We start from the raw sequence: 15,395 nt of genomic DNA, 5'->3' as shown, positions 1-15,395 counted from the left end.
CTTTCATATTTGTATTTATAGACTTTCGATGAATGCTTGCAGCCGTGTGCGCTCCTGACCGCCAACACCGGCGCCTTCCAATTCCATAACCAGCACCTGAATGCCCGCGTCCCGCAGGCCCTTGGCCAGTGGAACCGCATCCCAGGCATGGGGGTCGCAATATTTTCTGATTAATATTATCGCTGCTGCCGCCCCGCGCCTGCGGGCCAGGCTTTCAAGATAATTTAATCGTGTATCCAATCCCCTGTTGCGGCAGGGACAGGGTGGCATTTCTATGTAGCGGTTGATCAATGTTTGCATCAGATTTTCGGTTTCCTCTTTTATTGGAGGCTCAATGAAATGACGGTATCCGGTACAGGTATCGTCAGCTACAACCCGGCCGCCCAGTTCTTCCACCATGCTGAAGAAACTGTCGTTTTCCAGTACGGCGCCCGTTACCAGCAGCTTTTTGCGGGCGCCGGCTTCCTCAGCCTTTTCCTTAAGTACCGGTAATGCATTTTGCAGCGCGGAGACATACTCCTCCCGCGGCATTACCTGTCCAGCCCGCAGCAGTGCGGACACCAGCTGTGAAGGCAGCATTGGCCGCAATTGGTCAAGTTCCCCGGCCAGTTGCCTGACCTGCCGGCAAAGTTTTAAAGCAGCGGCAACTTCACTATTGCCGGGGTTGCTTTTATTGAGTTGGCCAAGAGCGAATAATAAGTTTTCAGCTTCTATCCGGAAATATTTGTCGGCGCCTGGTGCTCCAAGCATTACCGGCGGAACTATCATATAAGTTTTATCCTGGCTTACAATATCTTTCCAGATCCCACCGAGGCATTGCATAGTATCGCAGGTATGGACAAAACCATAACCGGCCAGGTCATCATAAGTGCCAGGTTTGGCCAGGCTTAAAGTGCCTTTGGCCAGCGAACAGCAGTATGCCGGCAGTTCCGCCGGAGTGCCCTGAAGGGAGGAGGGGAAAAGGCGTAAAGGTTGCATGCCTGCAGCCAAAACCAACTCTTCCGGCAGATAGCTGCAAAAAAAACCATAAAACTTACGGTCCGGGTAACGTTCCCTGCGTTTATCTCCATTCAAACCAGCTTCATCGATTAATAAATCAATCTGATCAATTCCCTTAAATTTCTGATCCATGTTTAACATCTTCAGACCTCCAGATTATGATTTGGTTGTCTCAGTTTCCTTTTCTCTTAAGGATCTTTTAAGAATTTTACCTATGGCTGTTTTAGGCAATTTATCGCAAATTTCTATTTTACGTGGAACTTTATAAGGCACCAGGTGTTCTTTGCAAAAGGAAATAATATCTTCGGAACGCGTCACGCTGCCTTCCTTCAAGGTTATAAACGCTTTAACCATTTCGCCCCGGTAATCATCCGGCACTCCAATTACCGATGCTTCACGCACGGCCGGGTGCTGGTACAAAACGTCTTCCACCTCTCGCGGGTAAACGTTAAACCCACCGGTTATAATCAGATCTTTTTTGCGATCTACTATATAAAAGTAGCCGTCCTTGTCCATGCAACCAAGGTCGCCGGTATAAAGCCAACCGTTTCTAATGGTATTGGCAGTTTCTTCGGGCCGGTTAAAATAGCCCAGCATCAGGTCAGGGCTTTGAATTACAATTTCACCAATTTCCCCTGTGGGCAGTTCCTTTTCACCCGATTCAACATCTACGACTTTCATTATTGTGTCCGGGAAAGGAATGCCGATGCTGCCGGTTTTATTTATTCCACGGTAAGGGTTGGCGCATTTTGCCGTAACTGCTTCCGTCAGGCCGTATCCCTCCATCAGCTTTCCTTTGGTTAGCTCTTCAAATCTCCGCTTAACTTCCGGGGCCAGAGGCGCGGCGCCGACAAAGCATCCTTGAAGGGAGGAAAGATCATATTTTGCCAGACGGGGATGGTTGATTAATGCGATGTACATAGTGGGCACACCGGCAAATAGAGTTGGGCGAAAACGATGAATTGTTTTTAACGTTTCTTCAACGTCAAATCGAGGTAAGAGAATTATAGATGCTCCTGCGATAACGGGTGCGTTCATGCATACGCTCATGCCAAAACCATGGAAGACGGGAAGAACGGTTAATAGCCTGCTACCGGTCGATATACCCACCCAGGCGATGTTATGGTGTGCGTTAACCACCAGCGCGTAGTTGGAAAGCATAACACCCTTGGGTTTTCCTGTGGTCCCGCCGGTGTATATAAGGACGGCGGGCTCATTAAAAATATTAACTCCGGGAGAACTGATCAGTTGTGCCGGCTCTTTGAGCAAATCTGAAAACTTGCCGCATTTAGCCAGCGTGGCTTTAATTTCAGGGGCGATTTTTTGTTTTAAAGGATACAGCAAGTTTTTGGGCAACGGTAAAAAATCACGCATAGAGGTGTAAAAGGTATGTTCCAACAGGTGGTGTTTTCCTTCTGTCCGGCACCGGTTCCTTACAGCTTCCAGCCTGCCGGCCAATAGGTCCAGGGCAATGGCGGCCTTAACGCCACCGTCCTTAACAATATGTAAAAGTTCTGATTCAGTGTTGAGGGGGTTGGTGGGAACAACTGTTGCGCCAAGCATGAGCAGAGCATAATAACTTATAATGTATTGCGGGCAATTGGGAAGGAGCAGGGCAACCCGGTCACCCGAACCAATGCCTTTATTCATAAGGGCACAGGCTACGCTGTCAACGTATTCTCCCAGTTCCCGGTAAGTAATTCTTCGGCCTAAAAAGTACAGTGAAATTACATCAGGCTTATCACGGATCGTTTTTGAAAATAGTTCAAACACCGGAACCTTAGGATAGTTCAGAGTTTGTGGAACATCCCGGTCATAATGCCCGGCCCATGGGAGAGATCCTGTCGCAGGTGGATGCGCCAATATAATCAACTCCTTTACATTTTCTAGGTTAACAGTACGTTGAACGCTCCTTTAAGATGTCGTTCCATTTCTTTGTAAGCCTGTTCCTCATTTCCTGAACATATGGATTGTGCAATTAATTGGTGGCCGTCGGCACATTTTTTTCTTCGTTCAGGGTATAGGTGCAGCGCATGGGCGTATTTTTTCATAATAATCCACATAGAGGAAGCAACAGAAAATAACACCGGGCTTTTTCCCAGTTGTGCCACCAGTAAATGAAATTCCTGGTCCAAGTTGGTGAATGTGTCTATATCGTCATTGTCGGGCTTCATCTGCCGTACAAGCGCTTTGAGCCGGGCAAGGTCTTCTTCCCCGGCCCGGCGGGCTGCAAGCCTGGCCATGCTGGATTCAACGGTTACGATGGCTTCGCATACTCCCTGCAAGGATTCCTGATCCAGGCCGTCTTCGGCCAAAAAGCGAAAGACTACCGCTTCCAGGCTTGATTCCCTGGCCGGATCGCGTACAAAAACTCCCTCGCCAATTCGCTTTTCTACAACCCGCATAAATTCAAGTACCCGCAGCGCTTCCCGCAGTGATCCGCGGTTCACACCAAGCTGGGCAGCCAATTCCCGTTCGCCGGGCAGCTGTTGTCCCGGTTTGTAATATCCTTCGGAAATGCTTTGCATAATTTGGCTGGCAATTTCCTCGTATAGGTTCCGTTTCTTAACTTTATGCAGCATGATCAATCACCAGAGCATTGGAATAGTTGAATGGTTGACTGGTTCGACCACTAATAAGCTTAAATTAACACAACTGCCATTTAGCGTCAAGTTAAAAGCGCACGCATTGGTGAAAATGACAGGTGTGCGTTTTACTTACCGCATTGGTATTATCTCCGCGTACTGGCCCGGATCAAAATTAACATCATATTCAACATCTGAAAATACATCTGGATAGCCTTTTTTCAGGTATAACAGCACGGGGATCATAATTTGCTTTAGCCCGGCAGGCGAGCCGGGTAAGGTTGTTATTTCAAGTAGTTCCAGCCACTGGGCTAGGGTGTATCGATATATTAGCCTGGTTTTAGTGGCCCCTGCCGTTATTTCCGTGGGAAACTTAAATTTAGTTTCTCCGTCAAAAACCCTTTGGGTTGCAACTGGTAAGGGAACTTGCACGTCCTTTCCATATACTGCTATGGCAATGATCTCTAAGTTGTTGAATTCGCCGGAATATTGCTTTTCCTCACTTAATTCCTGGATCAAAAGCACAGGTTTGCCCATTAATCGCACTCCATTTCCTATATTGCTAGAACCTGATTCTAAAATCAGTGAAGTGTCCTTCTGCAGGTTGCTCATTAACTTCAATACCGGTAACGCTGGCATTGGGTGACCCGTGATTGCACCATTCCAGCATATTGTCAACAGCTGCCGGGTCTCCCTCAAATACTGCCTCAACCCGGCCGTCCGGAAGGTTTTTTACCCATCCTTTGATCCCCAATTGTTCCGCTTGTCTGCGGGTGTATTCCCGGTAATACACTCCTTGCACCCGCCCGGAAATATAAACATGCTTCCTGACCATATGTTTCACCTTTCTTATGCATTTTATCTTTGTCCTGCTGTACGACGGGCTATTCATTTTCCTCCTGCAGGTGTTTTTTATTAGCAGCGGGTAATTGCACAACAAGTGCCGCTAAAATAATCAGGCTTGCTCCAAGTATTTGAACAGTCTCCAGCACCTGGCCGAAAACAAAGTAGGCCAGGATTGCGGCGGCTACAGGTTCAATCGTGGCTACAATGCTGGCCCTCCCGGGCTCGGTATTTTTCAAAGCTGTATTAAAGCAAAAATTTGCAAACAAGGTAGGCACCAGGCCGATATAAAGAATTGTAAACCATACACCGGCGTCATAACCCCTGAAGAAAACAGCTGCGGGAAAATGCAGTAATGATAAAAACAACAGCCCAAAGCCCTGGGAGTAAAGAATAACTGTCCATGCATGATAATCGGTGGACGTTTTTTTACCAAACAGGGTGTAGGTGGAATAGAAGAATCCAGCCAGCAATCCCATAACAATGCCGGTTTGATTTAATTTTAAATTATTGACGTCGTAGGCTTTTACCACCAGGACACAGCCAAGGATAGTCAGGAAAACGCATAAAACTTTAATAGTGCCGATTGATTCCTTGAATAAAAAGCGGGAGAGGATTACGACCATGGCCGGTGAGGTATAAAGCAAAACGGCCGCAACCGCAACACCGGTTTGATCAATCGCATTAAAATAAGAATAATAGAAAAATGCCACACTAAAGAGGCCATAGAGAACAAAAATTGGCCAATCTCTCCGGTTAATGAACATGCGGGACCGGTTAAAGATTAAGCAGATTAGAAAAATGGCTATAAAGCAAACGGCACATCTAAACCAGATTAAATCCTGTGGTTCAAAACCATGATTAAACAATACCTCTCCGGCGATACCGATGCTCCCCCAGGTGATGGCCGCAAAAACAATTAACAGGTAAGATAAGTTCATTTTTTCACCGGCAACTAAAGATAATTATGAAGCAACTTCTTCAATGCTTATTATATTCCTGCTTTAGGCGGGTTATTTTTTAAGCTGATAACGGGGACTTAGCATAAAACCCACGCACAAGGCGTGGGCGTTTTGACTAATCCTCATTAATGAGAAGGGGAGGAGTTTTAATTATCCATAGAAATTTCATTCAGTTTGAAGCAGCTAATGGTTTTCTAATATTCGTTTTTTTGATGCGGCTCTCATTATTAACGATGATTTCGACTTTCTTTAGGAGAGACGAAGCATGGTCAATTTCCCTTAATACAATTCCCAGATAGTTCCGAGACCATTTTATATGCTCGGCTTCTTTAGCTAATTGGGTATAACCTTTGATAATAGTCATAGAATCTATGAGTTTGTACAGCAAATCGTTTTTGGGTGATTGGGTCATCGGCTCTCCCTCCTTTTAAAGAATAATAAACTGTAAATATTAACTGATGATTACAAGGTTATAACAAATTGATTAATATTCAAAGGAAGGCATTAAAAAAACGGTATGCGGCGGGAGGGCGGGTAAATGCGCGCTCCTTTTTAATGCTTATATTACAGATAAATGCAGGGATTTCCATTTTCTTCGGCGAAAGAATTTGTCGGAGGGATTGGTAATGCTGACAATTGTAAGAAGCCTGGCGCTAAACGGTCTCGACGGGTGTATCGTTCAAGTGGAAGTGGATGTATCAAGTGGTCTGCCCGGGTTTGATATAGTGGGATTACCTGACGTTGCCGTTCGTGAGGCAAAAGACCGGGTTAGAGCGGCCATTAAAAATGTTGGCTATGAGTATCCTCCCAGGAGGATAACCGTTAATTTAGCTCCCGCTGACTTAAAAAAAGAAGGCCCGGTTTATGATCTTGCCATATCCCTTGGCATACTGGCCTCAACGGAACAGATAGACCCGGTGCTGCTGCAGGGTTATGTGTTTTTAGGCGAACTTTCTCTGGATGGCTCGATTCGCGGTGTTAACGGAGTTTTGCCCAGGGTGGCGATGTTGCCTTCCGGCGGATACCACCGGGTGGTTGTGCCTGCAGAGAATGCCGATGAGGCCGCGATGGTGCAGAATATAGAAGTTTATCCTGCGCGCAGTTTGGTGCAGTTAATTGACCACCTGAAAGGTGAGGAACAAATACCTCCTCATTTTGTAAATACGGAGGAGTTATGGAAAGAAAATGGGTATAAGGCGGACATGTCTGAGGTCAGGGGACACCTGGCGGTTAAGCGGGCTTTGGAAGTAGCCGCGGCAGGGGGACACAATGTGCTAATGCTGGGCTCACCCGGCTCCGGCAAAACCATGCTGGCCCGCCGCTTGCCAGGTATACTCCCGTCACTTGCCCCCGCCGAGGCTCTGGAAATAACCAAATTATACAGCCTCGCGGGTCTGTTGCCTCCCGGCCGGCCTTTAATTACTGAACGTCCTTTCAGAGCCCCTCATCATAATGTTTCAACCTCGGCTCTGGTCGGTGGGGGAAAATACCCCAGACCGGGAGAAATCAGCCTGGCCCACAGGGGGATTCTTTTCCTTGATGAAGTGGCGGAATTTAGACGGGATGCCCTTGAAGCTTTGCGTCAACCGCTGGAAGATGGCATTATTACTGTTTCAAGGGTACATTCATCAGTTACTTATCCAGCCGGAATAATGCTGGTTGCTTCTATGAATCCTTGTCCGTGTGGATTTTTAGGTGATCAGGAAAAAGAGTGCTCTTGTACTCCCTTGCAGGTGCAGCGATACCTGAATCGTCTGTCCGGGCCGCTGCTGGACCGCTTTGATTTGCAAGTAGATGTTCCCCGCCTGTCATTTAACGACCTGGAAAACAGCGCTCATGGCGAAAGCTCCGAAGCTATTCGACTGAGGGTTAAACAAGCCAGAGCAGTCCAGATTGAACGGTTTGGAACTGAGATGACCAATTCCGAAATGGCTCCTGCTCAGATAACAAAATATTGTCCATTAAATCAAGAGGCCCTACAGCTGCTTCGTTCTGCTTTTGACAGGCTGGATCTGAGCGCCAGGGGCTATAATAAGATAATTAAAGTATCCCGCACTATTGCAGATCTGGCCGGGGAGAAGGAGATTAAGGTTGAACATATAGCCGAGGCAATTCAATACCGCGGTATGGAAAGAAAATATTGGGGCTAGTTTTGAGATATCTTCTTCAGTTTGCTTATTGCTTCTTCTGGATCCTGGGTGGCTAACTTTGCAAAGGTTTTTAAAATTACTGTTTTAGAAGGAGATGCATTTACAGAGAAACTGACATGGCTACAAAACCAAAGCGAACTGGACATAAAAATAATTTATGTTAAGCAAGAAATGGGAAGGGTGATTAGAAAATGAACGGTAAAATTTTAGCCAGTGAAATAGTGACTACTGATGTTATCACTTTTAAACCCGTTCCCAAAAGAACGGGTTTAAAAATAACTGTTATAACAGACATATGTGTATTAACTGTTTACATTTAATCTTCCAAAGTAAACTCCCAGGCGCAGTAACACCCTTCCTCAGGTTGGTCGGGCGGACAACAGATGCAACGGGTTTTAATCCGCGGGTCAATGGTTTTGGCGAAACCGCTGTATTCCACAATGCCAACCGGCTTACAAGGGAAAAAGGGCATTTTTTTGCGTTCTCTGGCGTTCTGCACCCTGCAGTTAATCATTCTGAAAACAAGTTTATTCGGTCCTTCCCAAATGGTCTCTTGCTGGTTAATAAAGGCGTAGAGACGAAATCTCAGCGCCTGGTCCAGTGCCTTCAAACCGCCCTGCTCCGGTAGGTTTAAAAACTGCTTAATTCTGTTAGCCTCAATTACTGTGAATTTCTCCCAGGCAGCGGCATCAGCTTCAATAGCTTCTTCCATGCCACGTTTCTTTTCTACGGCTTGAAACCACAGGCCGTCATGGGCGAGCCAGCGTTTGCTCAAATCTGTTACGAATTCGACCAGTTGCTCCTTTGTTAAATCCTGGATATTGTTGATTGGCAACGTAACTCCTCCTTCCTGTTAACGGGTATAAAGATTTAAATTTATAAATGAACTAATGCAAAGATCATGCCAAAATAATATGGCAGGCAGCTGTTGATACAAGTTGACAGTGTGCTTGCTAATTTTGCTGTTTAATGTAACTTATTTATAATTTTTCAAAGTTTTAAAGGAATTAGTGGAATGAATGTAGTAATTAGTGAAATTTAGCATGGTATTTGTATTTGACGGGCCGAAAGAAGGGAACTGTGTGAATATTGATTTTCGTGATACTTTTTATTCTTCACCTCTTCCAATTTATGTTTTGCAGGATGGTTTTTTCAAACTGGTAAACCCAATGATGGCAAAAATTTCGGGTTATTCTGTTGAAGAACTTTTGGACATGCCCTTCGAAAAGCTGATATATCAGGAAGACCGCCATTATGTGGTCACAACTGCCATGAGAAGGCTGGCCGGGGAGAATGTATCCAATGAATATGAATTCAGGGCAGTTAAACGATCGGGGGAAATCATATATGTAAGAGGTTATTTTTCTGTCATTGACTACAATGGCCGCCCGGCGGTATTGGGCCAGGTGATGGATATAACTGAACTGCTTAAAAACGAAAAAAAATATAAGAATATTTTGGAAAGTATCGAAGACGGGTATTTTGAGGTGGATCTTTCCGGCAACCTTACCTTTTTCAATGATTCTTTATGTGAGATTTCCGGGTATACCAGAGAAGAATTTATTGGTATGAACTTCCGACAGTATACCTGCGAAGATTACTCCAAAGAGTTATATGAAACGTTTAATAAAGTCTATCGTTTGGGTGAACCCGTTAAACTCTATAACTGGAAAATACTCAGAAAGGATAAAACAATCCGGTTTGTTGAAACGTCCATTTCACTAATTAGAAACACAGAGGGAGATAAGACAGGCTTTCGTGGTATCGTCAGGGACGTTACCGAACAAAAGTTGATGGAAGAGGAATTGGGCCTGCAGCAGGCCTTTTTTAAAAAGCTGTTTGAAAGTTCGCCGGAAGGAATTTTAATTCTGGATCCTGCGGATAGAATAATCAATGCCAATAAGGGCTTTGAAAATATATTCAAGTTTCCGGTCAGTGAAGTGATTGGCCAAGATGTCGACGATTTATTGGTGCCCGAAGGATTTGAGGATCAATCGTCTAAACTTCTGGACAGTGCACTTAAGGGATATGTGGGTCAGATTGAAACCGTCCGGAGGCGCAAAGACGGCGTTTTAATAGATGTTTCCATACTTGTTTATCCTATTGTGGTAAATGGCCGGACAATGGGCATATACGCTATTTATAGTGATATTACCCAACGCAAAAGGGCGGAAGAAGAGCTGTTCAAGCAAAAAGAGCAGTTGGCGGTAACCCTCAACAGCATTGGTGATGCTGTTATTGCCGTGGATATGTTGGGACGAATTACTTTGATTAACCCTGTTGCTGAAAATCTCACAGGCTGGAGCAGGCAGGAGGCGGTTGGTCGCCACCTGGACGAAGTTTTCCTGATTATTAATGAATACACCAGGGAGCCCGTCGCCAGTCCGGTGGACAAAGTCTTAACCAACGGGGAGATTGTCGGTTTGGCCAACCATACCGCGTTAATTGCCCGTGACGGCAGCGAACGTTCTATCGCGGACAGTGCCGCCCCGATCAGGGATGCCAACGGAAAAATTTTGGGTGTAATACTGGTTTTTCGAGATGTGACGGAGGAAAGGCGGCTGAACGAAGCTCTCAGATCCAGTGAGGAGCGGTTCAGGTTGTTGGCAGAGCATGCCAAGGATATTATTTACCGCATCAAACAATACCCGGAACCTGTTTTTGAATATATAAGCCCGGCGGTTAAAGATATATTGGGATACGCACCTGAGGAATTTTATACAAATCCATATCTGGGCGGCAAAGTTTTTCACCGGGATGACAAAGAGATTCTTAAAAGGACCCTTACCGGTAAAATTGATTATTCTAAAACTTCAGTGATCAGGATGGTCCGCAAGGATGGCCGGGTTATCTGGTGCGAGCAGCACAATGTTCCAATTTACGATGAAAGCAAAAGGTTAATCGCTATTGAAGGCATCTCCAGGGATATTACCGAGCGCAGAAAAACGGAAGAGTCTTTAAAGGAAGTTGTTCTTGGAGTTTCGGCTTCAGTAGGGGTTGAGTTTTTCCGGTCTCTGGTTTATCACCTGGCCAAGGCTCTTGAGGTTGATTATGCTTTTGTTGGCGAGTTGATGGCGGAAGAAATTGGAGCAAAGTCTGTTCGTACAATTGCTGTTTATGCTTGGGGAGAGATAGTTGACAACTTCCGGTACCTGCTTGCAGGCACGCCCTGTGAAAACGTTTTGGAGAATGGAACATTTTATTATCCTCATGGCGTAAGGGAAATTTTTCCGGACAGTGAGTTTATTGCACAATACGGGGTGGATAGTTATTTGGGAACCCCCATTCTTAATAGCAACGGTAAGGCCGTGGGGCTGATTGCTGTAATGAATAGTAAGCCTCTTAAAAACCATCGACTTGTTGAATCTTTATTGCAAATATTTTCTGTTCGTGCTGCAACGGAGCTTGAACGCAATAAGGCGGAAGCACGCATGAATTATCTAAGCAGGCATGACCAGTTAACCGGTTTGTATAATCGCAGTGTATTCGAGCATCATATGGTGCAATTTGAACATGAACAATACCAGCCCGTAGGGATTATTGTCTGCGATGTTGACGGCTTGAAACTGGTAAATGATACGATGGGGCACGATAAGGGCGACGCGTTACTTGTGGCTGCAGCCGGTGTGATTAAGAAATCTTTTAGGGAAAATGATGTAATCGCCCGGATTGGTGGAGATGAATTTGCAGTGCTTTTGCCCAACACGAACGAGAAACAGGTGGAAAAGGCCTGCCAGCGGATTAGGGATGCTTTTGCCAGGTATAATGCCGAGAACCCCGAGCTGACTCTCAGTATATCGGTAGGATTTGCAGTTGGCAAGGGTTCAACCACTCTGACTGATCTTTTTAAGAAAGCTGACAATAACATGTATCGTGAAAAACTGCATCGCAAGCAAAGTACCCGCAGCGCGATCGTGCAAACCTTAATGAAAGCCTTGGAGGCCAGGGACTTTATAACCGAAGGGCACGCGGACCGGTTGCAGGATTTAGTTGTTCGTATTGCAGCCGCCATTGGCCTGTCTGACCAAAGTATTGCCGATCTTCGCCTGTTGGCGCAGTTTCATGATATCGGAAAAGTGGGAATTCCGGACCGTATTTTGTTTAAGCCCGGCCCTTTAAATGAAGAGGAAAGATTAGAAATGAGAAGGCATTGTGAAATAGGTCATCGCATTGCGTTATCGGCGCCGGATCTTGTCCCAATTGCGGATTGGATTTTAAAACACCATGAATGGTGGAATGGTAAGGGTTACCCGCTAGGCTTAAAGGAAGAGGAAATTCCGATGGAATGCCGTATTTTGGCTATTGCCGACGCCTATGATGCTATGACCAGCGATCGCCCGTACAGGAAAGCGCTGTCTCATAACCAGGCTGTGGTAGAGTTGAGAAGGTGTTCCAGGACTCAATTCGATCCGGCACTGGTAGCCAGTTTTATCCATATAATAGAAAATGAAAATAATATTAATGCTGCTGCTTATGAAATAAGGTGATAAAGTTAAAATATCAAGCGCATATTATAACCTTTTTGGGGTAATGTATTGCACAAGCGGGAATGTACATAACCCTAATGCCGTAGCATCAGCGGAATACCACCCTCTTTGTTTATTCGAGATAGTAAGGTTGGGGGTGATCAATCTGGTAGAAGCGTCTAAACAACAACTTAATGACTTAATTGGTTACCAGGACGGCTCAGTTGTTAGCAGGACTCTGATCGACAAAAAGGCCGGGACGGTAACTTTGTTCGCCTTTGACCAGGGACAGGGACTCAGCGAGCACACAGCTCCTTTTGACGCGATGGTTTATCTGGTTGATGGTGAGGCCGAGGTGGTTATATCGGGTAAAGTAAACCATTTAAGAGCCGGCGAAATGATTATTATGCCCGCCAACCAACCACACGCTTTGAAGGCTGTAAAAAAATTTAAAATGATGCTGGTAATGATCAGATCATATGAAGTTTAAGCTTTTGTCGTTGCGAGCGTAGCGAAGCAATCTCAACTGTTTACTTTTGCTTGGCGAATAATCGGTAAAATGAAATATAAAGAGGCCCGTTGTTTTGACGGGCCTCTAACACGTGGAAAGCACGGCCGGCGTTTCATACGATTGGAGCGAGTGGATTCATTTGCCATGAACTTGAAGGTCTATTATAATCTATGTAGCTTAATTAATTGACTGGCGGAGGAAAGATGAATAAAACCAGAAAATGGCTGGTGAGAAAAACAGAACCGGTTCTACAGCTTGTATTTGCACGAAAACTGGGGGTATCACCTTTGATGGCCCAGTTACTAATCAATAGAGGTATTTATACGCTTGAAGCGGCCAGGGAATTTTTGGAAACACCTGTGCGGAGGCTTCACCCGCCGGCGCTGATGAAGGATCTGCCTGCTGCCGTTGAGATAACCATGAAAGCTCTGCGGCAAGGTAGCAAAATTCTTGTCTACGGTGATTACGATGTGGACGGAGTAACCGGAACCGCCTTGCTGGTGGAAATTATCCGCAGGCTGGGAGGCAACGTCGAGTATTACATTCCCCACAGGGTTGAAGAGGGTTATGGCCTGTACGCCCGGGTACTGCAAAAATTCCATGAGTCCGGGGTTGATCTTGTCATCACTGTGGATTGCGGCATCAGCGCGGTTGCCGAGGTAGAAGCGGCAAATAGGAGCGGGGGGCCTTTAATCATTATCACAGATCACCATGAACCTCCCCCGGTATTGCCTGCCGCGGCCGCGGTGGTCAACCCGAAGCGGGCGGATTGCAGCTATCCTTTCAGGGACTTGGCCGGCGTGGGAGTGGCTTTAAAATTCGGGCAGGCACTGCTTGAACGGTCAGGTCTGCCCAACGCCTGGGAGGAATACCTGGACCTTGTATGCCTGGGTACAGTAGCTGATATTGTTTCTTTGACGGGGGAGAATCGCATTCTGGTCAGACATGGCCTTCCGCGCCTGGCCGGCAGCCAAAGGCCGGGTTTGCAGGCGCTGTTTGCCGTGGCCGGCATTAAGAAAGAAGCGCTGGGCACCAGGGAAGTAGGATTTATATTAGCACCAAGAATAAACGCTGCCGGGCGAATGGGTGACGCTTCGCTGGCAGTGGAACTGTTGTTATGTAAAGAACACGAAAGGGCTATGGAAATTGCGGCCTGTTTAAACAGGGAGAACCAGGAGCGGCAGCAGATGGAGACATTGGTTTTGGCGGAAGCGCTGGGTATGCTGGATGGGGAACCGTGGCTGGCTGAACAAAAAGTGCTGGTGCTGGCTTCTCCCAACTGGCATCCGGGCGTAATCGGGATCGTGGCGTCAAAATTAACAGACCGGTTTTATAAACCTGTTTTGTTAATTGCCTGCCAGGAGGATGGCCATGGCAAGGGGTCGGCCAGAAGTATCGAAGGGTTTAACCTGTACCAGGCACTGGAATTCTGTTCCGAGACTTTGCTGGGCTTCGGCGGGCATGCCATGGCTGCCGGTTTTTCGGTCGAGATCAACAAGATTGACGAATTCAGGGACAAAATCAACAGTTATGCCGAACAAGTTTTGAATGATGAAATACAAAGCCCTGTTCTAGAGCTTGATGCACTGGTATCCCTTGAAGATATTACCTGCGATCTGGTTAACGAAATTGAACAGCTGCAGCCTTACGGACATGGAAACCCCGGCCCGGTGTTCGGTATGTCAAAGGTTAAACTGGTGAATTGCCGCGGTGTGGGTAAGAAGAATGCCCATTTGAAAATGCTGTTAAGCCAGCAGAATAAAATTATCGACGGAATCGGTTTCAATCTTGGTAAATATGCTGAGGAACTGGCAGCAGGGAGGGAAGTAAGTGTTGCGTTTACTCCTTCCGTAAATAGCTGGCAGGGCAGGCAAACCCTGCAGGTTGAAGTTAGGGATTTGCAGAAACCTGGTACGGGTGAGGCTGCGGAAAATTCAGGCTACCGGTCACTCCAAGATGACAGCATGCGGTTGGCGGGTGATCTGGTTTTAGTGCCCGAAAGCCTTGCAGGCGCGTTAAAAAAAATTCTAATCAACCAAAACCACAATATCCCACCCGAGTTGGAGATATTAAAGGCCGTATTTAGTGTTGTTGCTGTTCCTGCAACAGCACCGCCCAAAAACGGCTCGGAGCGATGCAGAGTTGGTCGGACGGGAATTATTTCACGCTTTGCTGTAAAAGACGGGCGAACAATTTTACTGGTTAATTGTGCCCGTCAAACTTTGCAAATCTTTCGTCACCTGAAGGATTACAACCGCGGATGTGCCGAAAAACTTGCCTATATCCACGGCTTTATGCCTCCTGAAGCTGCACTTAATGAATTAGCGTGCATCGAGCAGGGCGAAACAGGCGTAGTTGTGGCTACTTATGGCTCAATTACTCAACTTGACAAGTGGGGCAAAATTTTCGGCAGAGCTATTCTTATAAGCCCGCCTGCAACAGAGATGGACTGGGCGGTGGTTAAGGGTTATTCCGGAAAACTGGAAGCGTTATACACAACAGAGGACTGGGAAGAAAACCGCGGGCACCTGGAGGAGATTGCTCCGGAACGGGACGTACTGGCTTTATTTTACGCTCTATTAAGAGCGAATGCCCGGAAGGGAGAGGGTGAATTCCGTAAATCCGATGTTATTGCCGCGTTAGTCAGGGAAGGAGTTAATATTTCTTCGTGCATAACCCTTGCAGTAGCGGCAGCCGTATTTGCCGATTTGAACTTATTGCAATATCGGTGGCAAAACGGTATGCTAAAATATAAATTATTGCCCGCCGGAAACCAAAAAAAGGATCTAATGGAATCACCAACCTATGACGGTGTCCGTAACATAAAGGTAAAAGGTTTGGATTGGATAAACAGGGCGCTAAACTAAAGCGGGGCGTGA

Annotated in this window: 12 protein-coding genes; 4 read left to right on the top strand and 8 right to left on the bottom strand. The window is 46.3% G+C overall.

From position 1 onward, the window contains the following. Positions 1–15 precede the first annotated feature (15 nt). The 7 genes from H569_RS0101440 to H569_RS0101410 form a co-directional block, all read right to left on the bottom strand. Positions 16–1,140: a 2-hydroxyacyl-CoA dehydratase subunit D gene (locus H569_RS0101440; protein ID WP_027363508.1), complete on the bottom strand. Its 1,125-nt coding sequence runs from the start codon at positions 1,138–1,140 to the stop codon at positions 16–18. A 15-nt stretch (positions 1,141–1,155) separates the two neighbouring features. Next, the gene (locus tag H569_RS0101435) at positions 1,156–2,862 is read right to left on the bottom strand and encodes a long-chain-fatty-acid--CoA ligase (protein WP_034629153.1); all 1,707 of its coding nucleotides are present in this window, start codon (positions 2,860–2,862) and stop codon (positions 1,156–1,158) included. Between the two features lie 23 nt (positions 2,863–2,885). Beyond that, complete coding sequence (locus H569_RS0101430) at positions 2,886–3,581, bottom strand: FadR/GntR family transcriptional regulator (RefSeq protein WP_027363506.1); 696 nt, start codon at positions 3,579–3,581, stop codon at positions 2,886–2,888. A 135-nt stretch (positions 3,582–3,716) separates the two neighbouring features. Beyond that, on the bottom strand, positions 3,717–4,121 hold the full coding sequence (locus H569_RS0101425) for a hypothetical protein (RefSeq protein ID WP_027363505.1): 405 nt from the start codon (positions 4,119–4,121) through the stop codon (positions 3,717–3,719). A 25-nt stretch (positions 4,122–4,146) separates the two neighbouring features. Next, positions 4,147–4,419: an acylphosphatase gene (locus tag H569_RS0101420; RefSeq protein WP_027363504.1), complete on the bottom strand. Its 273-nt coding sequence runs from the start codon at positions 4,417–4,419 to the stop codon at positions 4,147–4,149. A 49-nt stretch (positions 4,420–4,468) separates the two neighbouring features. Continuing rightward, on the bottom strand, positions 4,469–5,368 hold the full coding sequence (locus tag H569_RS0101415; protein ID WP_027363503.1) for a DMT family transporter: 900 nt from the start codon (positions 5,366–5,368) through the stop codon (positions 4,469–4,471). Positions 5,369–5,558: 190 nt separating this feature from the next. Beyond that, entirely contained in the window at positions 5,559–5,801 is a 243-nt protein-coding gene (locus H569_RS0101410) for a hypothetical protein (protein WP_027363502.1), read from the bottom strand. 214 nt (positions 5,802–6,015) lie between these two features. Here H569_RS0101410 and H569_RS0101405 point away from each other — a divergent pair, with 214 nt between their 5' ends. Then, positions 6,016–7,539, top strand: a complete 1,524-nt coding sequence (locus H569_RS0101405) for a YifB family Mg chelatase-like AAA ATPase (protein ID WP_027363501.1) — start codon at positions 6,016–6,018, stop codon at positions 7,537–7,539. A gap of 316 nt (positions 7,540–7,855) precedes the next feature. Here H569_RS0101405 and H569_RS0101390 read toward each other — a convergent pair whose 3' ends face one another. After that, positions 7,856–8,374, bottom strand: coding sequence for a DUF6125 family protein (locus tag H569_RS0101390; RefSeq protein ID WP_027363500.1), 519 nt, complete (start codon positions 8,372–8,374; stop codon positions 7,856–7,858). Positions 8,375–8,621: 247 nt separating this feature from the next. Between H569_RS0101390 and H569_RS21130 the strand changes: the two genes are divergently transcribed. The 3 genes from H569_RS21130 to recJ all read left to right on the top strand — a co-directional run bounded on the left by H569_RS21130 (position 8,622) and on the right by recJ (position 15,383). Continuing rightward, a complete protein-coding gene (locus tag H569_RS21130) occupies positions 8,622–12,026 on the top strand; it encodes a PAS domain S-box protein (RefSeq protein WP_051273114.1) in 3,405 nt (1,134 codons plus the stop codon). A 43-nt stretch (positions 12,027–12,069) separates the two neighbouring features. Further along, on the top strand, positions 12,070–12,495 hold the full coding sequence (locus H569_RS0101380) for a cupin domain-containing protein (RefSeq protein WP_081410832.1): 426 nt from the start codon (positions 12,070–12,072) through the stop codon (positions 12,493–12,495). Positions 12,496–12,719: 224 nt separating this feature from the next. Then, positions 12,720–15,383 carry a single-stranded-DNA-specific exonuclease RecJ gene (recJ, locus tag H569_RS21125; protein WP_051273110.1) on the top strand — a complete coding sequence of 888 codons (2,664 nt, stop codon included), beginning with the start codon at positions 12,720–12,722 and terminating at the stop codon, positions 15,381–15,383. Positions 15,384–15,395 lie beyond the last annotated feature (12 nt).

The organism is Desulfotruncus alcoholivorax DSM 16058, assembly GCF_000430885.1.
GTDB lineage: Bacteria > Bacillota > Desulfotomaculia > Desulfotomaculales > Desulfallaceae > Desulfotruncus > Desulfotruncus alcoholivorax.
This window is presented reverse-complemented; position numbering and strand designations above follow the sequence as displayed.

Bases quoted from the DNA above. Each gene is read 5' to 3' on its own strand.
- H569_RS0101440 (WP_027363508.1), bottom strand. From the start codon at position 1,140: ATGTTAAACATGGATCAGAAATTTAAGGGAATTGATCAGATTGATTTA.
- H569_RS0101430 (WP_027363506.1), bottom strand. From the start codon at position 3,581: ATGCTGCATAAAGTTAAGAAACGGAACCTATACGAGGAAATTGCCAGC.
- H569_RS0101425 (WP_027363505.1), bottom strand. From the start codon at position 4,121: ATGGGCAAACCTGTGCTTTTGATCCAGGAATTAAGTGAGGAAAAGCAA.
- H569_RS0101420 (WP_027363504.1), bottom strand. From the start codon at position 4,419: ATGGTCAGGAAGCATGTTTATATTTCCGGGCGGGTGCAAGGAGTGTAT.
- H569_RS0101415 (WP_027363503.1), bottom strand. From the start codon at position 5,368: ATGAACTTATCTTACCTGTTAATTGTTTTTGCGGCCATCACCTGGGGG.
- H569_RS0101410 (WP_027363502.1), bottom strand. From the start codon at position 5,801: ATGACCCAATCACCCAAAAACGATTTGCTGTACAAACTCATAGATTCT.
- H569_RS0101405 (WP_027363501.1), top strand. From the start codon at position 6,016: ATGCTGACAATTGTAAGAAGCCTGGCGCTAAACGGTCTCGACGGGTGT.
- H569_RS0101380 (WP_081410832.1), top strand. From the start codon at position 12,070: ATGTATTGCACAAGCGGGAATGTACATAACCCTAATGCCGTAGCATCA.
- recJ (WP_051273110.1), top strand. From the start codon at position 12,720: ATGAATAAAACCAGAAAATGGCTGGTGAGAAAAACAGAACCGGTTCTA.